We start from the raw sequence: 19,516 nt of genomic DNA, 5'->3' as shown, positions 1-19,516 counted from the left end.
AGGGTATAGAAGAGCGATATACCTCTTCATAGAGGTTCACCAGGCAATTTACGGACATAGCCCATAAAAGCCTCCCTCACCGCCACTGTTTCTGACCGTATGGCAGTAGGGAACCCGCTAACCGTTGGACAGTCGGCTTTCACCAGTCTAAATGGTAAAACTTAAAAAAGGCGTGAAACCAATAAAACTGGTTCCCGCCTTTTTCGGTAAGTATTATTCCATCTGTCTGGCCAGAAAACCTGCAGCCGTCTCAGCTGCCTTCTGCTCCACCTTGCTGAGTTTTCCATCCTCCTTGGAAAATACAACCACACATCCAATAGGATCACCATTTGCAATGATGGGACTCAGGCAATAGGAATCCCATTCTTGCTCCTTGCCATCAATGACTTCTACTGAACTTTTTTCAGTTTCAAATGTTTGCGAGCGGTTTTCAATCATCTTGGCTATTTGCGAGCCGATGTTTTTATTGAGATAGTCCTTCTTGGAATCGCCAGCGACCGCTATTATTTCATCTCGATCACATATCAGTACTGGAAACTGGAGAGAATCAAATAATGCCTCTGCATATTCCTTTGCAAAGTGCCCAAGTTCACTGATGGGCGAATATTTTTTTAAAATGACTTCACCTTCACGATCTACAAAGATCTCCAAAGGATCTCCTTCACGGATACGCAGGGTCCTTCGTATTTCTTTTGGGATGACCACCCTGCCTAAATCATCAATGCGACGTACAATTCCTGTTGCTTTCATGAGTAAAATCCTCACTTTCTAATGCTGAGATTTTTCGTGCATGCCGCCTTGCTAACAACTGTCTCCATGTGTAATAATCGCCAGCTTTGGTGTTAGTATGAATCATCCCAAAAAAACTATACATTCGCCCTTATATTTCATCATCCCGGTCAACTTCTGAAAGCTTATCAATGAACCTTTCCATGACTCCGTAACGTTCATGCTCCGTTTCGCGGGACCACTTGAGTGCAACTTTCAGTTTGTTTTTTTCCGTACCAAGCTGGATCCCCCGCCCGAAACTGTTTGCCAGTTCGAAAACCTTGGCACCATCAATCTTCCGGCTCCGCTCTTCTTCTACAAGCATTTCAAGTTTCTTAGGGCGCTCCGTAATGGATTCCACCCGTTCTCTTTTCGCATACATTTTTAGAGAAGAGACAGTGAATAGATTATCCACTTCCTCCGGATAATCACCAAAACGGTCCATCAGTTCGTCCTTCAAGTCTTCCATGTCTTCTGTGGATTCGAAGGTTTGGAACCGTTTGTATACGTCAATTTTCTGCTTCTCATCTTTTATATAAGTATCAGGGATGTAGGCATCTATAGATAGAGATAGCTCTGGTTCAAATGGGGCAATTTCTTCGATGTCCTTCCCTGCTTTCCGCGCCTCGATGGCATCCTTGAGCATCTGGGAATACATGTCGAACCCGACTGTATCGATAAAGCCATGCTGCTGGGATCCAAGCAGGTTCCCAGTGCCCCGGATGGATAAATCCCGCATGGCGATTTTAAACCCGGACCCAAGCTCGGTAAATTCTTTAATCGCCTGCAGTCGCTTTTCCGCTACTTCCGTAAGCACCTTGTCTTTTTTATAGGTGAAATATGCATAGGCTACCCTATTGGACCTCCCTACCCGGCCGCGCAGCTGGTACAGCTGACTGAGCCCCATATAATCAGCATCGTTGACAATCAGTGTGTTTACATTCGGAATATCCACTCCTGTTTCAATAATCGTGGTACTTACCAGTACATCATATTCCCCTGCTAGAAATCCAAAGATGACATTTTCCAATTCTGTTTCATTCATCTTTCCGTGGGCAATAGCTATACGGGCATTATCCACCAGCATGCCAAGGTCTCTGGCAACCTTATCGATATTCTCCACTCTGTTATAAAGGAAAAACACCTGTCCTCCCCGGGCCATTTCCCTTTCGATCGCTTCTCTAATAAACACAGGGTTGTACTCCATTACATATGTTTGAATCGGGAAACGGTTCTCTGGTGGTGTTTCGATAACGGAAAGATCCCTGACACCCAGCATGGACATATGAAGGGTTCTCGGTATTGGGGTTGCTGTCAGAGTCAGTACATCTACATTGGTTTTCAGCTGTTTGATCTTTTCCTTATGCTTTACTCCGAATCGCTGTTCTTCATCGACGATCAACAAGCCCAAATCTTTATACACTACGTCCTTGGACAGTAATCGATGGGTACCAACCACTATATCAACCGTCCCCTTTTTCACTCCTTCGATCGTCTCCTTCTGCTGCTTTGCTGTTCGAAATCTGCTCAAAAGGCCGATGTTGATAGGGTAGTCCTGAAAACGTTCCCTGATGGTATCATAATGCTGCTGTGCCAAAATGGTAGTCGGAACCAGAAATGCAACCTGCTTTCCATCTGCGATTGCTTTAAAAGCGGCTCGAATTGCCACTTCCGTCTTCCCATAACCGACGTCACCGCATAGAAGGCGGTCCATTGGCCGTTCTCTTTCCATATCTTCTTTTATTTCACTGATACAGCGAAGTTGATCATCAGTTTCCTGATAGGGAAACGCTGCCTCAAATTCCCGTTGCATCTCTGTATCTTCACTGAAAGCATACCCTTTCTTTGCTTCTCTCTCAGCATAGAGTTTGATCAAATCATCTGCAATATCCTCCACAGAAGATTGCACCTTGCGCTTGACCTTATTCCATTCACTTCCGCCCAGCTTATAAAGTTTCGGTTCTTTGCCTTCAGAGCCGACGAATTTCTGAACGAGATCAATTTGCTCAATGGGAACAAACAATTTGTCATCCCCAGAGTATTTAATGAGCATATAGTCCTTATGCTTATCCTTCAATTCCAGGGTTTCGATTCCTAAATACCGGCCGACACCATGGTTTGTATGCACGACATAATCTCCGACTTTAAGCTCCTGATAGCTTTTAATCCGTTCAGCATTAGAGACTTTCTGCTGTCTTCGCTTGCGCTTTGTACGTTTTTTGAACAGCTCGTTTTCCGTAATGAGAACCAGCTTATGGAGCGGCATCTCAATTCCGCTCGTAATGTTTCCAGTTATGATAACAGGCTTATTCACCGGCAGTTCTACCTGTTTGGCTACGGCTGCTTCTATGTCATAGTCTGTAAAGATAGAGTGGATTTTCTCCGCACGTCTCTCATTAGGAGCTAATACGACAACCGATACATCTCCTTTTTCCCACCGCTGCAATTCACTTTTCAGCAAGTTCATTTGGCCATGAAATTCCTGCATCGCCCGCGAGGAGAGGTCGATGATGTTCTGCGGCTGCGTATTGGAGATATGCCTGAGAAAAATCGACATGTACAGCTTCTGCTGTGTGGTTGAGCTCCAGATTTTCTGCCAGTCAAAAGAGAATCTGCTGTCTCGCACCATCTTATTACCTTCTAGAAGACTGCTATACCACTCTGCCTCTTCGGTATCCAGGTTGACAGCTGTTTCTTGGATCCTGCTCATTTCATCGAACACAACCAGTCCATCTGACGGAAGGTAATCTAGCAAACTAGCCGGCTCCTTATAGAGGTAGCCGATATATTTATACATTTCCTGAAAGTGCTCGCCGTCCTTCATTCGGCTGATGTCATGCTCTATTGTTTCAATTAGAGTCTCTTTTGCTTCCTTATCCTTTAATTTCTTCAATGAGAAAGACAAGGCATCTTCTACTCTTTCTGCCGCGGCATAGAGGTCGGAGTCACTCAACAGCAATTCCGTTGCCGGTCCGACTGATATCTTCTCCAATTTATCGAGAGAACGCTGTGTCTCTGCATCAAAATAACGTATAGAATCGATTTCTTCATCAAATAATTCTATACGTATCGGATTGCTCTCTGTTATCGGATAGATATCAATGATTCCGCCTCTTTTAGAGAATTCACCGGGAGAAGCTGCCATCGAGCTTCTTTCATATCCCATATCCACTAGGGAGGAAAGATAATCGTCTATATTTATTTCCTCGCCAAGAGTGAAAGTAAGCTGATACTTGGACCAATATTCTCCTGGAGGCAAAATTCTCTTTAATGCTGCAACGGGTGCTATAAGTATTCCAGAGCTTTCCCTGGACCAAGCAGTGAGTGAATCAATTCTCTGGCTTCTCAGCTCCGGACTGGCTATAGCTATTTCCGATGCAATCAGTTCATTGACAGGATACAAATGAACACCGCTGCCATTGGCTAGTTCCGTTAAGTCATCATATAACTGCTGTGCCTGTGCCAATTGATGTGTCACCAGCAATATCGGCTTCCGCAATGTTTCGTTGATCAAAGACACCAGCAGGCTCCTGGCCGATCCGGACAATCCAGCAACCAGCTGCTCGTTCATTCCATCTCTAATCCCGTCTAAAATGGACTGTATATCTTCCTTTGATTCTAAGTACTTATTAATCGCTTTCATAGTTAAACCCCCACATAAACCCTGCATAAGCGCAAAAATGCCTTGGCTTGCCAGCCAAAGCCTTTGTTGCCTATTTTATTGTATGAAAAAATCAAGTTCATGGTAATGAGGATGACTGCCAAGTGCATCTTCACAATCTTCACAGATCGCCTGGATATCTACATCCCCATTCTCTTTATAATATATCATTTCTTGCTTTTCCTTGCTCGTCAAACGATCCAGTCCCAGCATCGATGTTTCCACCACTGGTTGGTCCAGCTTGCCGATGACGTTACCGCAGTGTCTGCAATTATAGATGATCGCCATGTCACAACCTCCTCGGTATATCTATCCTTAATGGTTCTCCGAAAAGGGTATTTTTATACATAGCGAAACTCTATCATTCATGCATTGAATTTATTCATTACCACCGGAAATGATTCGCCTATCCAAGCTTCACAGGCATCCGCCGCCTGTTGAATGCTGCCATCCACTCTTTCCTGTTCCTCTTTTGAAAAGGAGCCTAGCACATAATCGATAATGGACATTGCATTTGTTGGCCTTCCCACCCCGATGCGGATGCGTTTGAACTCCTTGGTGCCCAAATGGTCTATAGTGGAACGGATTCCATTATGGCCTCCATGTCCGCCTTTTTGGCGCAGACGTATTTTGCCTGCCGGTAAATCCAAATCATCATAAATGACCAATACATCTTCCGGGTCCATTCCATAATAGTCAATTAAAGGCCTGATGGATTGTCCAGAAAGATTCATATATGTTTGCGGCTTCAGCAAAGCCACCTTTTCTCCTTCAAGCTGTTCTATGGCATATTTACCATTAAACTTTTTCTTATTCAGTTCCCACCCGTGCCTGTTAAGCAGTTCATCAATCACCATGAATCCTGCATTATGGCGGGTTTTCTCATATTTCTTTCCAGGATTACCTAATCCGACAATACACTTCATTCTGCTTCTTCCTTTATTACTTTTTTGGTAGGTTAAACAGGCAGCGGGCCGCATACGATAAAACAGAAACCTCTATAGATGGCCTCATATTTCTACCCTATCATAACCAACACTGCATATAATACAATAATCCCTCCCCTAGGGAAGCTGAACCAGCCACCCTTGGAGGAGGGTCTATTAACTAAAATCCTAGTTGGATTGCTCTTCATCGCCATTGTCCTGATTGTCATCCTCTGACTCTGCGTCTACCAATTCAGGCTCGGCATCCTCATCAGGAGCTTCCTCTACATCCTCTACGGAGTCAGGTGCTGTTATAGTCACAATGGTCGTATCTGGATCCTCGGTAATTTCGTAACTGTTTGCTGCCGGCAGATCAGAAACGGCCAAGCTGTCACCAACCTCAAGGGAAGTTACATCAACGACAATTTCTTCTGGAATACTTCCCGGCTTCGCTCGAACTTGAAGTTCATACAGCGGCTGCTGCAGTACTCCTCCATCTTTGGATCCGATGGCCTCGCCTTCGAGCCGAAGCGGCACAGATACATCCATTTCCTGAGACATATTCACCGCGTAAAAATCAACATGGACCAATTCATCCTTAAGAGGATCCATTTGATAATCGTGAAGCATGACATCTACAGAGTCTCCACCCTGTACGTCCAGGGAAATAACCGCATTTCTCCCTTCTTCACGCACTGTCTTGACCAGGTCGATGCTGTCTACTGAAATGGAAGTGGATTCCTTGTCCTTGCCGTAAAGCACAGCGGGTACACCGCCATTTTCCCTGATTTGTTTTGTTGCCGATTTGGTTAAGTTTTCTCTTTTCGTAGCTTTTAATGTTGCTGCCATGTCTATCATCCTCCAAAATATTTATAAAACATATCTGCTTTTACATTTTGTCATGTGTCCATGGTGTCATATTAATTAATTGTTACTTATAGAGAATACCCTTTTTCTGCCAGCATTAAACACTAATTAATCAAACAGTATACTTACCGATTGCAATTCATGTACTCGGATGATTGCCTCGCCAATAAGGGATGCGACGGACAATTCCCTTACTTTTTCAATTCGCTTCTCGTCCGTCAATGGGATGGAATTAGTGACAATCAGTTCTTTGATCTGCGAATTATTAATACGTTCGACAGCCGGACCGGAAAGAACCGGGTGCGTGCAGGCAGCATAGACTTCCGTTGCTCCCTGTTCGATCAATGCATCTGCAGCCAAGGTGATAGTCCCCGCAGTATCTATGATATCATCTACCAGGATGGCTGTCTTACCTTCAATGCTTCCGATAATATTCATTACTTCCGATACATTCGGGCGCGGCCTTCTTTTATCAATGATCCCGATTGGGGCCTTCAGGCGGTCTGCCATCTTACGGGCCCTTGTTACACCGCCGTGGTCAGGGGAAACAATGACAATGTCGTCCAGATTCTTCTCTTCAAAATAATCGGATAGGATTGGTACACCTTGCAGATGATCGATCGGAATCCCGAAGAATCCTTGAATCTGCGGAGCATGGAGATCCAAGGTAATCACCCGGCCTGCACCAGCTGTCTCCAGAAGATCTGCCACAAGCTTGGCGGCAATAGGCTCACGTGAACGTGCTTTTCTGTCCTGTCTGGCATATCCATAGTAAGGCATCACGATATTAATGGATTTGGCGGATGCCCGTTTTAAAGCATCAATCATAATTAGCAGCTCCATGAGGTGCTCGTTGACCGGAGAGCTGGTAGACTGAACAACATACACATCACACCCACGGATGCTTTCTTCAATATTGATTTGGATCTCTCCATCACTGAAGCGTGAAACAGTACATTTACCAAGCGTGGTCCCGATATGCTCAGCAATTTCTTCCGCAAGCTTGGGATTTGAATTCAATGTAAATACTTTTAGAGACTGATCTTTATAGCTGGACGCCATGGAATAAACCCTCCGTTAATTATTTTGTCTGTTTTTTAGTTTCGAAGCATAGCCCTCTTTGTTGGATTGCCTTGCTCTTGCTACTGATAAGGCATCTGCAGGTACATCCTCGGTAATGGTAGACCCGGCGGCGACATAAGAACCTTTTCCAACAGTAACAGGAGCTATTAGATTGGAGTTGCATCCAATGAATGCATCATCCTCAATGGTAGTAAGGAATTTATTGGCCCCGTCGTAATTGACGGTAATGGTTCCGCAGCCGATGTTTACATTATTTCCAACATCTGCATCTCCAATGTAGCTTAGATGGGAAACCTTACTATGATCACCAAGCTCTGTCTTCTTTATTTCCACAAAATTGCCCAGCTTTGCATCATTTCCGACAGTAGACTCAGGGCGTATATGGGCAAATGGGCCTACCTTGACACGATCTCCAAGCTTGCTGTCGGTAGCCACGCTTTGTTTGACGACGGTGTCTTCGCCGATATAGCAGTTTGAGATTTCACTGTTCGGACCGATAACTGCATTGGCCTTTATTGTCGTATTTCCCTTGATAATGCTTCCCGGTTCAACGATGGCATCCGCCTCAATAATGACGTCCGGTTCAATGTACGTGTGATCGGGGTCAATAATAGCCACACCATTACGCAAGTGCTTTTCATTGATTCGCTTTTTCATTAGCTTTTCCGCCTGCGCAAGCGCCACACGGTCATTGACACCCAACGTTTCTTCAAAATCAGGGGTGATGGAGGCCGAGACCTTCCCTCCATTACTGCGAAGGATTTCAATTACATCCGGCAGATAATACTCACCTTGTGCATTATCATTGGATACTTCTTTCAAGGCTTGGAATAGTGCCTTATTATCAAAGCAATATGTACCTGTATTGATTTCCTTGACCAACAGTTCACTCTCATCAGCGTCCTTATGTTCCACAATCCGCTCCACTTCATTTGCTTTGTTGCGGATCACCCTGCCATACCCTGATGGATCTTCCGCTTTTGCGGTCAGAATGGTGGCACTGGCATTTTCCTTTTCATGCTGTTCGAAAAGTGCTTGATATGTTTCTTTGGTAATTAACGGAGTATCACCGCATACAACGATTGTAGTTCCCTCTTTATCTTCCAAAAGAGGCGCAGCTTGCATCACCGCATGGCCCGTTCCAAGCTGCTCTTCCTGAACAGCTGTATCACTGGCGTCTCCTATATACTCCATCACTTTTTCTGCGCCGAAGCCCACAATGGTTACAGCTTTATCAAGATCCACAGCCTTCACCTGATCAAGCACATGCTGCACCATTGGACGGCCAGCCACAGGATGAAGCACTTTATATAATTTGGATTTCATTCTTGTTCCTTGCCCTGCCGCCAAAATGACAGCATATCGCTTAGCCATAAGGAAACCTCCAATATTTCTATTTATCCATTAGTAATATATCGTAAAACCTTCCTTATTTCAACAGGAAGCAGCCTGCAGAGCCGTACTTCAGGCAGTAATTCAAGGGCTTGAACTACACCCCGGCGGCAGCGCTTTCCATCTGCCCATGCCCAAAAAAAAGAAGACTAACCTATTGAAGATTAGACTCCTTTGTTGATCATGATTTTAGGAAGCACCGGCTTCCTCGTATTCTACATCCGCTCCGGCACGATGATACTCCTCCAAGACTGCATCCTGAATTTTACCACGGGTGCCGGAATTGATTGGATGTGCAATGTCCCTGAACTCTCCATCAGGGGTACGCTTTGATGGCATGGCCACAAACAATCCGTTATTCCCATCAATTACACGGATATCGTGGACTACAAATTCTTCGTCCAACGTAATTGAAGCAATTGCCCGCATTCTGCCCTCTGTGTTGACGCGGCGTAATCTTACATCTGTTACTTCCATGATGTTTCACCACCTTTTCCCTTTTGAACTACATAAATAGTTCAACGCCCTGGATAAGAATTCCTGCCTGAATCAGAAAAAATTTAAATATTTCTTCAAGAGATTTTTTATCCCCTTACGAAAAGCGCTAATCCCCTGCTATTCTTTCCAAAGCCGGGAAAAGGTAAGAGGCTCTCACCTTTCCTCTGTAAAATTGCCCGGATGGACCTCTATGTAGTTTTGTTTGATGTCTACATTGCTGATTTTGACCAGGGACGTGTATTCCTCGACCATTCTTTCATCTTCCTCGTCATCGGCCTCTGCCAAGACCCCGATTGCTCTGACATTTGCTTGGAATTCCTCGAGAAGACTGACCATCCCCGTCACTGTACCCCCTGCTTTCATGAAGTCATCAATGATGCAGACATTGGATCCTTCCGGCAGACTGCGTTTGGGCAGGACCATTGTCTGGATTTTCCTCGAAGACCCGGAGACGTAATTGATGCTCACAGATGAACCTTCCGTTACCTTAGGATCCCTTCGCACAATAACGACCGGCACCCCGAGGAAGGAGGCAACGGCATATGCCAATGGTATCCCTTTTGTGGCGACTGTTACTACCACATCGATGTCCAGGTTTGAAAACCGAGAAGCAAAGACACGGCCGATTTCCCTTGTTTCCCGGGGATCACCAAGAATATCACTCATATATAGATACCCTCCCGGAAGAATCCTGGCAGGGTCTTCCAGCTTCCTGCATAAATCATTTATATATGGAACACTTTTCTCCATGGAAAATTCGGGAATATATCTAACTCCGCCAGCAGCACCCGACGTCCGGGCAAGATAACCCAGTCCTTCTTGCTGGAAGACATTGTCAATAATATCCAAATCTTCACTTAGCGAAGACTTGGATGAGCCATAAATCTCCGCAAAATAAGGCAGTTGTCGATGTTCCCTCGGATTTTCCAAAAAGAAGTTGGTTAATGCAACAAGTCGATGGCTCCTTTTCATGTACACACCTCAAAACCGAATATTTACATATAAATATACCATCTTTATACGTATTTAAGCAACATCTAGCCCAATAATCTCACTAAATATACTTCATGGCAGAAACCCTGCATACTGTTATAAATGCGTTGCGCCTTACTCTCATGCTGAACCAGGCCGTATACAGTGGGGCCGCTCCCGCTCATCAATACACCTTCAGCCCCTGCTTGTCTCATTTTTTCCTTAATCCGCTCAACTTCTGGATGCACGGAAAAGGTGATGTCTTCCAAGGAGTTTCCAAGGTGGGAACACATTCGATTAAAGTCTCCATTCTTCAATGCCGTTAGCAGTTCGGCCGTGTCCGGATGCGGTAGTTTTCCGGGCTTAACCCTCTGAAAAATAGTTCGGGTCGACACGCCAATATTCGGTTTTGCCAAAACCACCCAGCAGGGAGGCGGGGGATTCAATCTCTCAATGACTTCTCCCTTCCCTCTGGCAATCGCAGTCTGGCCGTGGACACAGAATGGGACATCTGATCCAAGCTCCGCCCCAAGATCAGACAGCTCATCAATAGGAATGTCCATTTTCCACATCTTGTTCAAGCCTCTTAGTACGGCAGCGGCATCTGTACTTCCGCCGCCCAGCCCGGCTGCAACGGGTATGCATTTTTCCACTTGGATATGGACACCTTTCTTGATGTTGTATTCTTTTTTGAAAAGAGCTGCTGCTCTGTATGCCAGGTTTCTTTCATCACTGGGAACATATCTACTTTCCAAAGCCACTTTCACTCGGTCTTTCTCCAATGGCCTCAGTTCTATCCGATCAGCCAAATCAATGGTTGTCATAATCATTTCCACATTATGATAACCATCGTTCCGTTTATCCAATACATCCAAAGACAGATTAATTTTGGCCGGCGCCTTCTCAAAAAGTGTCATCACCGTCATCCTCTTGTAAATAGATAAAGAAATTGTAACATATCCCGATAGTGATAGCGACTGCTTAGGGGACTTCCCCGCAGCAGGAAAATACATATAGGCACAAACGCTCAGTTGGCGGCAACTGATGTGCTGAGTGAACCGCCGGCCAACCAGTAAACCAAAAAAGCAGATCCTGTATTAGGATCTGCCTTGGTCTTGCATGTTCTGCTCGGCTATTTCAATCGCCCGTTTGACAATATTTCCGGCATCACGGGCTTTAATGCCTCCCCAGCCTTCCTTCTGTACCGTGTCGTAAAATCCCAACTCTTTAGCAATTTCCTCTTTCAAATGGTCGGACATGATTCCCCGGCGTCTACCCACGAAAGAACATCCCCTTTCCTGCTGAGCCTTATCTTACGACAGTCATAGTTTACTCCTCTTGCAAGGCTTACACACCCGTTACATTTAGGCAGAAAAGGAAATATTTAAAACGGACCACATTTTCGAATTGGCTTTATGTAAGAAAAGGGAGAAGTATTTAACCGTTCTCCAGTTAGAAAGGGAATATCCTCCTTGACAGGGCTATGCGCAGGGATTTCTAGACAAGCGCATGAATAAACTGTTAGCCCGCACTTGAAGAGATTTATTTGGCAAAAATAAAAGCAGTAAACAATTAGCTTGTCCACTGCCATTCTTTAAGTATTAACTTTCCAACCTAGGGAAATTTAATTCCACTGTTTCCGTTAAAACGTCTGCATAGCTGTAAGAAACACGTTCGAATGCATTCTCCTCCTGATCAAGCTCGACAATAAAAACAGAAGGATACATTTCTGCCAACACACCTGTACGCTCTATCGTCTTCCTTCTGCCTCCATTGGCCTTCAGTGTTAACCGTTGTCCAACATGACCTTCAAGACCTTGCTTAATTTCGATTAATGTTTTAGCCACTATACTCCACCTCACTGCTATTCATCATACCATAATTTCCGTTGACAGTCAAATAAAACAGTATATTATATCAGTACACTATTTTTTATGTCAACAATAAAATACAGGTATTTTCCATATGGTGTGTAATTTTTTACATTTTATGTATGATTTAAGTGGTTTTCTATAAGATTTATTACCTGCCTTCCGAAAAACCTGTTCCAAATATCGACTACCGCGAAGCGTAAATAAGCCCGCTCTGGCTTTCCTTTGGAAAAGACACTTGCTTTTACTGATGTGCATCTATCCAGAATATTTATTTTTTTGAACAAAAAAAATCTGCTCCGATTAGCGGCAGCAGAATTCAATCGTATGAATCTTCCTCCAGATAGGGAAGGCCCGTACGGAGAAGTCCTCTTGTTTCCACTCCGCCCATCCCCTTATCACCTGTTAACGTGTTCCTGAGGGCATCCCATACGCTCACCTTCTCCATGAAAGGTGTATAAGCAATCTTTGCTGCAATATATACTGGATCCAGTGCATGTATGTTAATTCTTAGTGGAGAACTTGCAAAGTTGGCTCCCGCCCGAATAAGCGATTCAAAATGTGATTGGCATGCACCCGCAAAAATTACAAGCTGATCTAACTGTGGAACAATACTCCTGGCTTCCCTGACAGTTTCCGCAAAATATTTAGAGTGCCGGTATGACCGCAAATCATTTTTTGAACCCTTATTCTTGGAAAAGGAGTCATGGCCGGTAATTACAATGATATCGGGTTGTATCTTCCTGACCAACCCGGCAACTTCTGATGGCATTTCCTTTTCATGTAAGTGAACACCATGTACTTGCAGGCCAATTCGTTGATATAAGTCAATACATTTTTTTAAATAGCTTGAATCTCCATCAAGGTGCAAAACCTTTGCCGGCAGCTGAAAATACCGTGAAGTATAGTGATAACCGTCTGTAGATTGGTATTCCCTTTTCTCCCTCATCAGCTGGTAATCCTGGCGGAAAAGGCGATAGGAGGTCTCCTCCTGTTCCCTGACCCTCTTCCTCCTTTTTTCCAATTCCCTTGTTTGGACCTTTGAAAGATCATTTACAGGTGCATCTGCCTCAAGCCGAATATCTTCCCCATGAAGGATGGCCATATCGCTTTTGACATCCGCCACACGGAAAAGCAAGTCATGATCATGTGATTTTCTCGTCACCAATTCACCGGTTTTTAATTCCATTCCTTCACCTCCCGCGCCTTACACCCTTCAATAAACTATGTTTCCAGCGGGGAAACCGTGCCACCTTTATAAAAAAAGAAAGAACTGATAATGGCCCATCAGTTCTTTCTGCTTATTGTTCTCTTTGGTAAAACGCATTTGCCAGTTGAGCAAACTCCTCCATATTCAAGGATTCTCCCCTTCTTGTACCATCAATATTGATCTCTTCAAGAATTTCGCTTACGGTGCCTTTGTCATAAATATCTTCAAAATGACGTGTCAGATTATTTCTCAAGGTTTTCCTGCGCTGAGCAAAAGAGGCCTGTACAATGCTAAAGAAATAGTCCTCGTCCTCTACTTGAACTGGAGGGTGTTCCCGCTTGACTAGCCGGAGGATGCTTGAATCCACATTTGGCTGAGGCATAAACACACTTTTAGGTACATTCATCACCACATCTGCATGGGTGTAGTATTGTACGGCGATTGACAACGAACCATAGCTTTTACTGTTTGGAGCAGCAGCCATCCTTTCTGCCACTTCCTTCTGGATCATAATGGTCAGACTTTCGACTGGGAGATCTTCACGCAGCAGTTTCATCAAAATAGGAGTGGTAATGTAATACGGAAGGTTTGCCACAATGTGTATTGGCTGGCCTGGTGTGAAATTCTTACTGATCACGGAATGGACATCGGCTTCTAGGATATCCTGATGCACAATTGTAATGTTGGAGTATTCTCCTAGAGTGTCCTTCAATATCGGCAAAAGCCTCTGATCTATTTCAAACGCAACCACTTTATCAGAGTGGATAGCTAATTGCTCAGTAAGCGCACCGATCCCCGGTCCCACTTCGATTGTTCCTGAATGTTTATCAATACCGGCATGGCCGATGATATTTTCGAGAACATTGGCATCCACTAAGAAATTCTGCCCGAGACTCTTCTTAAAGGCAAATTTATACTTGGCCAGTATTTCCTTGGTTCGGTTTGGAGTTGCTATATACTTAGGCATCATCATTTTCCTCCTGCTCGAGTTGGCTGACTGCATGCTCAAATTGTGACTTGCTTATCTGAAAAACAGCTAATCGTTTCAACAGCTGTTTTCCATTGGTATGGCCGATTTGCAGCAGTTCACCAAGCCTTTCCCGGCGAAAAGCAGCTTTCCTTCCGCCTAGGAGTCCATGTGCAATAAGGTCTTCTTTCTTAATTTCGCTTTCTGCCATTTGGGCTGGTTCATAGACGCCCTCAAGCGCCTGGCGTATGGCCTCTTTTGAAGCATGTTCTATCCCAAGGCTTTTCTTGTCAGGATGTTTGGCCCTTGCCTTTTCCTTCGTCAAAAAGGCATGCTTACATCCAGGAACCGCCTGATCAATGATATGCCGGATCCGTTCACCTGGATAATCAGGATCCGTAAATATGATTACACCGCGTTTTTGTTTTGCATGCTTAATTTGCACCAAAATATCTTCATTTATTGCAGAACCATTCGTTTCAATGGTATCTGCTTCAACAGCCTGATGTATTTTTGCTGTATCATCACGGCCTTCCACAACAATCACTTCTTTTATTTTCAACGTCTTTCCTCTTTCCATCATAAATAATACTCCCACCATGATACCACGGCAGGAGCATGAATCCTATTATTTCCATAACAAATCACTAATTTACAACTTTGACCTCTACCGTCCGTTTCCCCCATGCATATGCCTCTGACTTGCTTGGCACATGGATATCAATACGATTTCCGACGATGTGGCCGCCTGTATCACTAGCGATCGCTTCCCCGTATCCCTCGACCCATACTTTTGTTCCAAGTGGGATAACATTCGGATCGACAGCAACCACTCTTCTATCTGGGTTTTCTTTTAAGTTGATCCCTGTTGCGGTATACCCTGAACATCCGTCACATGCTGCCGTGTATGCGCTGGCAGTCATTTGATATGACTTTCCTGATGCCTTTTGTTTCGACGCATTGTTGCTCGATTTATTGTTTAATGGTTCAGTTTCTGCATATGATGACGACTGCTCCTTAGGCGATTCTTTTTGGTTAGCCGCCAATGTAACGAGATTAGGACTTGTCTTCCGTTTGGGTTGGGGTTCTTTTGTCCCTACGGCTACCACACGATCGATGCTTTCCACTTTCACTTCTTTATCAACCAGCTCTCGGCTGACTTCTTCTCCATTTTCATAGGTGACTTCGTACTTTTTAAGCACTTCACCTTTCTTCCCTTCCGAAATTACCTTCTCCTTGCCCTTCTCCAGAGAGTCATCGTACTCTGTCTTCGTTTGGATAGAGAGAGGTTCCTTTACTTCGTCTGTCTCCTGCTTTACACGTACAATGGAGACAGATGTACCTTCCATCACGTTCTCTTCAAATGACGGCTCTACTCTATCCAGATCATGGACTCTGATTTCATTTTCATTCAGCAGTTCTTCAACTGAGCCACCAGTCGTCCAAACTGTTTTTTCTTTTCCCCCATCATTCAAGGTGACTGGGTAAGCCTGTTTCACGTTAATGTTCAACCCATCCTGTATCTGTTCCTCTCCATGATGGGAAACCTCGTCCCACCTGCTGAACTCTAGCTCATTCTCTTTAAGGAACTCTTCCACTGTATTTGCCGTGGTAAAGTACTCCTTTACTTCACCATCTACATCTAAGTAAACGCTCTTTGCTGTTATGTAGTCAATCTCCATACCATTTTTGATGGATGCATCTAACTGAGGGGAGATTTCATCATGTACCCCGACCTCAATTCCAATCTCTTTCAGAACTTCTTCCACAGTATCTTTATGTGTACTCACTGTCTGCTGTCTGCCGTTTTCCGTGATGGCCACCTCTGCCTTTGCCGCTTCATAGACAACCGTGCCGGCAAATACCAATAAGGCCATAACACCGATACCCGAAACCACCAGCTTCCATTTAGACGCCGGCATTAGCGTATGAATTAGTCTCATGCTTCTGCCTCCTTCTTAATGTACCCGATTATATAGAAGGCCGGTCCAGTGAAACAAGGTTATTCGCATTACGTTTCTATTACAATAAAGTTACAGTCATCTCCCTCCCAATTTATGGATCCCTATAGATCGCCGGCATATCAACGATCCTGAGGTGGTGTGTTTCCCATAAAAAAGACTGGCTTTTTACAGCCAGTCGACACTATTTTCCATTTTTATTACAAAACAAATTGGGTGGTTGACAATTTTTAAGGTTTTATCCCAAAAAATGCGAATGCATTTTCTGTCGTAATCCGGCTGATTTCCTCATATGGCATGTCCCTGAGCTCTGCAATCTTCTCAGCCACTAGTTTTACATAGGCAGGTTCATTACGCTTCCCCCGGTTGGGATGGGGCGCAAGGAAAGGCGCATCAGTTTCTACCAACAGGCGATCCAATGGCACCTCGGCAGCGACTTCCTTCGGCAGGGTTGCATTCTTAAATGTAACCGGACCGCCAAGTGATATATAGAAGTTCATATCCAGGCAGGCCTGTACATATTTAACGGAGTCATTATAACAGTGCATGACGCCTCCAACTTCCCTTGCATTCTCTTCCTGGAGAATTTCAATAATATCCTCGGTCGCTTCCCGGTTATGGATAATGATTGGCAAATCAACTTTTTTTGCAAGGTTGATTTGCTGCCGGAAAACCTTCTTCTGCACCTCTTTAGGTGACTTGTCCCAATGGTAATCCAGCCCCATTTCTCCAATAGCGACCACTTTCGGGTGGGATGACAACTCTTCAATCCAATCCAGGTCTTCTTCTGTCATATCTACAGCGTCTACCGGATGCCAACCGACCGCCGCATAAATGGTGTCATTCTGCTCAGCAATTTCAATGGCTAGTGGAATAGTTTCACGGTCAAATCCTACCACGGTCATGTATTTCACACCGGAATCAAAGGCCCGTTGGATGGTCTCCTCCCTGTCCTCATGAAACTGCCTTGCATTCAGATGGACATGTGTATCAAATAACATAGGTAATTTGCTTTCCTCCTTTACAGGGAAAGAAAAGAGAGGTTGGGGGGAAAAGAAGTGTTTGCCAAACGGAAAAACCGAACATTTTGGTTAGCTGATATAACCGCTTCGGAAATATACTTCGCTTTCCACGGGCGGCTGGTGAGCCTCCGAGTGCTATCACACTTCGGGGTCTCACCTAGGCCTTTCCTCCCGTAGGAGTCTACGTATATTTCCTCCGCTGACAAAGCAACTCTTTTCGATCAAACAGTTCATTTATGTCCAGCCTCGTTCTTCTCTTTATCCCTTTATTTTACAACCGATCCATTTGGCAGGGATTGTTCAACAGAAGCAAGTACCAGTTTGCCACTTTCATCTTCTCCGCATAGAATCATCCCTTCCGACATTTCACCGCGCAGTTTCACCGGCTTTAGGTTGGTTACGCAAATAACTTTCTTCCCAACCATCTCTTCCGGTTCATAATACTTGGCAATACCAGAGACTACCTGCCGCTTTTCTGTTCCAAGGTCCAGCTGCAGCTTCAGCAGTTTATCGGCTTTTTTCACTTTATCCGCCTTTATGACCTCTGCCACACGCATATCTATTTTCATAAAGTCATCAAAAGCTATCTGGTCTTTTTGCTCTGCATCTTCTTCAGCTGTCGGCTTCTTTTCTTCTTGTGCAGGTTTTTGCATCATTTCTTTAATGGCTGCCACTTCTTCTTCGACATCTAAGCGTGGGAATATCGGCTCTCCTTTTTGTACCAAGGTGCCTTCCTTAATCTGGCCTTCCTTATAAACGCTATCCCATTCTTTCAACGAATCATCCGTCACATTCAACTGCCGGAAGATTTCGGCGGGTGCTTCTGTAAGGAATGGCTGGAGCATGACCGCAGACTTCCTTAATGACTCAGCCAAGTGGGCCATTACGTTACCAAGCCTCTCCCGTTTCGTTTCATCCTTGGCCAATACCCATGGCTCTGTTTCATCGATATACTTATTTGTACGGCTGATATATTGCCATAGGGAGGAAAGAGCAACGGAGAACTGCATGTTTTCCATTGCATTTTCGACTTTACTGACCGTTTCCTCAGCAAACTTTTCGAGGGATTCTTCAATTTCCGTCTCAGAAGCCCGGTATGCAGGCATCTCTCCGTCGAAGTATTTTTGGATCATAGCAATCGTACGGTTCAACAAATTCCCCAAGTCGTTCGCCAGATCATAGTTTGTGCGTTCTACAAAGCCTTCAGGAGTGAAGACACCGTCAGACCCAAAAGGAACTTCGCGAAGCAGGTAGTAACGCAGTGCATCCAGACCATAACGATCGGTAAGGCTGATCGGGTCCACCACGTTTCCTTTGGATTTAGACATCTTTCCGTCTTTCATTAAGATCCACCCATGAGCAAAAACCTTCTTCGGGAGAGGAAGGTCGAGCGCCATCAGTATGATCGGCCAATAAATGGTATGGAACCTGACAATTTCCTTACTCATCAGGTGGACATCGGCTGGCCAGTACTTATGGAACTTAGCCTCGTCATCCGTTCCATAGCCTAAAGCGGTGATATAGTTTGTCAGAGCGTCTACCCATACATAAATTACATGCTTCGGATCCCCTGGAACCCTGATTCCCCAATCAAAAGTCGTCCGGGAAACGGCCAGATCTTCCAAGCCGGGTTTAATGAAGTTATTCAACATTTCATTTTTTCGGCTTTCCGGTTGAATGAACTCCGGGTTTTCCTCATAGTACTGAACCAGGCGGTCGACATACTTGCTCATTTTAAAGAAATAGGATTCCTCTTTCACCTTATCTACGGAACCGCCGCAATCCGGACAATGTCCATCATCAAGCTGGCGTTCCGTGAAAAAGGACTCACAAGAGGTACAATACCACCCCTCATATTCGTCGAGATAGATATCGCCCTGTTTTACCAGGCGGTCGAATATCTGTGCAGCAACTTTCTTATGCCGATCTTGTGTGGTGCGGATGAAATCATCATTTGAGATCTTCAGCTTTTTCCAAAGCTGCTGGATGCCTCCGACAATTTCATCTACATATTCCTGGGGGGAAACACCTTTTTCTTCCGCCTTTTTTTGTATCTTCTGTCCATGTTCGTCTGTGCCAGTAAGGTACATGACATCGTAACCGCGCATGCGCTTATACCTGGCAATCGCATCTCCGGCTACAGTTGAATACGCATGGCCGATATGCAGATTCCCGCTTGGATAATAAATTGGTGTTGTTATATAAAATGTCTTATCATTCGTTGGCATTTCTCTTTACCTCCTAGTGCCCACTGCCTCAAATTTAAAAGATAGTACCATTGTATAGGATGTCCTGTCAATTTGCCAAATGCATGAGCA

At 44.6% G+C, this 19,516-nt stretch carries 18 protein-coding genes; all 18 read right to left on the bottom strand.

Features of this window, described 5'->3' with window-relative positions; genetic code table 11:
• Window positions 1-213 precede the first annotated feature (213 nt).
• Window positions 214-750 (bottom strand): stage V sporulation protein T, encoded by a 537-nt coding sequence (spoVT, locus tag ACFODW_RS10845; RefSeq protein WP_390306252.1) that lies wholly within the window; start codon window positions 748-750, stop codon window positions 214-216.
• A 130-nt stretch (window positions 751-880) separates the two neighbouring features.
• A complete protein-coding gene (mfd, locus tag ACFODW_RS10840; protein ID WP_390306250.1) occupies window positions 881-4,411 on the bottom strand; it encodes a transcription-repair coupling factor in 3,531 nt (1,176 codons plus the stop codon).
• Between the two features lie 75 nt (window positions 4,412-4,486).
• Complete coding sequence (locus ACFODW_RS10835) at window positions 4,487-4,717, bottom strand: anti-sigma-F factor Fin (RefSeq protein ID WP_390306248.1); 231 nt, start codon at window positions 4,715-4,717, stop codon at window positions 4,487-4,489.
• A gap of 77 nt (window positions 4,718-4,794) precedes the next feature.
• Window positions 4,795-5,355: an aminoacyl-tRNA hydrolase gene (gene pth / locus ACFODW_RS10830; protein WP_390306246.1), complete on the bottom strand. Its 561-nt coding sequence runs from the start codon at window positions 5,353-5,355 to the stop codon at window positions 4,795-4,797.
• 189 nt (window positions 5,356-5,544) lie between these two features.
• Window positions 5,545-6,204, bottom strand: a complete 660-nt coding sequence (locus tag ACFODW_RS10825; RefSeq protein ID WP_390306244.1) for a 50S ribosomal protein L25/general stress protein Ctc — start codon at window positions 6,202-6,204, stop codon at window positions 5,545-5,547.
• 126 nt (window positions 6,205-6,330) lie between these two features.
• Window positions 6,331-7,284, bottom strand: a complete 954-nt coding sequence (locus ACFODW_RS10820; RefSeq protein ID WP_390306242.1) for a ribose-phosphate diphosphokinase — start codon at window positions 7,282-7,284, stop codon at window positions 6,331-6,333.
• A 15-nt stretch (window positions 7,285-7,299) separates the two neighbouring features.
• A complete protein-coding gene (gene glmU, locus ACFODW_RS10815; protein ID WP_390306240.1) occupies window positions 7,300-8,679 on the bottom strand; it encodes a bifunctional UDP-N-acetylglucosamine diphosphorylase/glucosamine-1-phosphate N-acetyltransferase GlmU in 1,380 nt (459 codons plus the stop codon).
• Window positions 8,680-8,886: 207 nt separating this feature from the next.
• Entirely contained in the window at window positions 8,887-9,174 is a 288-nt protein-coding gene (spoVG, locus tag ACFODW_RS10810) for a septation regulator SpoVG (RefSeq protein ID WP_390272851.1), read from the bottom strand.
• 174 nt (window positions 9,175-9,348) lie between these two features.
• Window positions 9,349-10,167: a pur operon repressor gene (gene purR, locus ACFODW_RS10805; RefSeq protein WP_390306238.1), complete on the bottom strand. Its 819-nt coding sequence runs from the start codon at window positions 10,165-10,167 to the stop codon at window positions 9,349-9,351.
• Between the two features lie 65 nt (window positions 10,168-10,232).
• On the bottom strand, window positions 10,233-11,084 hold the full coding sequence (gene ispE / locus ACFODW_RS10800; protein ID WP_390306312.1) for a 4-(cytidine 5'-diphospho)-2-C-methyl-D-erythritol kinase: 852 nt from the start codon (window positions 11,082-11,084) through the stop codon (window positions 10,233-10,235).
• Between the two features lie 180 nt (window positions 11,085-11,264).
• The gene (locus ACFODW_RS10795; RefSeq protein WP_390306236.1) at window positions 11,265-11,447 is read right to left on the bottom strand and encodes a small, acid-soluble spore protein, alpha/beta type; all 183 of its coding nucleotides are present in this window, start codon (window positions 11,445-11,447) and stop codon (window positions 11,265-11,267) included.
• Between the two features lie 321 nt (window positions 11,448-11,768).
• Entirely contained in the window at window positions 11,769-12,014 is a 246-nt protein-coding gene (veg, locus tag ACFODW_RS10790) for a biofilm formation stimulator Veg (protein WP_390306234.1), read from the bottom strand.
• 343 nt (window positions 12,015-12,357) lie between these two features.
• Window positions 12,358-13,227: a sporulation peptidase YabG gene (gene yabG / locus ACFODW_RS10785; RefSeq protein ID WP_390306232.1), complete on the bottom strand. Its 870-nt coding sequence runs from the start codon at window positions 13,225-13,227 to the stop codon at window positions 12,358-12,360.
• 112 nt (window positions 13,228-13,339) lie between these two features.
• Window positions 13,340-14,218 (bottom strand): 16S rRNA (adenine(1518)-N(6)/adenine(1519)-N(6))-dimethyltransferase RsmA, encoded by an 879-nt coding sequence (gene rsmA / locus ACFODW_RS10780; RefSeq protein ID WP_390306230.1) that lies wholly within the window; start codon window positions 14,216-14,218, stop codon window positions 13,340-13,342.
• The gene (gene rnmV, locus ACFODW_RS10775; protein WP_390306310.1) at window positions 14,208-14,777 is read right to left on the bottom strand and encodes a ribonuclease M5; all 570 of its coding nucleotides are present in this window, start codon (window positions 14,775-14,777) and stop codon (window positions 14,208-14,210) included. Before rnmV ends, rsmA begins: the two co-directional genes overlap by 11 nt.
• 85 nt (window positions 14,778-14,862) lie before the next feature.
• Window positions 14,863-16,158 (bottom strand): ubiquitin-like domain-containing protein, encoded by a 1,296-nt coding sequence (locus ACFODW_RS10770; RefSeq protein WP_390306228.1) that lies wholly within the window; start codon window positions 16,156-16,158, stop codon window positions 14,863-14,865.
• 248 nt (window positions 16,159-16,406) lie between these two features.
• Window positions 16,407-17,177, bottom strand: a complete 771-nt coding sequence (locus tag ACFODW_RS10765) for a TatD family hydrolase (protein WP_390306226.1) — start codon at window positions 17,175-17,177, stop codon at window positions 16,407-16,409.
• 287 nt (window positions 17,178-17,464) lie between these two features.
• Window positions 17,465-19,426 carry a methionine--tRNA ligase gene (gene metG / locus ACFODW_RS10760; protein ID WP_390306224.1) on the bottom strand — a complete coding sequence of 654 codons (1,962 nt, stop codon included), beginning with the start codon at window positions 19,424-19,426 and terminating at the stop codon, window positions 17,465-17,467.
• Between the last annotated feature and the right edge of the window lie 90 nt (window positions 19,427-19,516).

Source organism: Virgibacillus sediminis, from assembly GCF_042643265.1.
Lineage (GTDB): Bacteria > Bacillota > Bacilli > Bacillales > Amphibacillaceae > Virgibacillus_O > Virgibacillus_O sediminis.
This window is presented reverse-complemented; position numbering and strand designations above follow the sequence as displayed.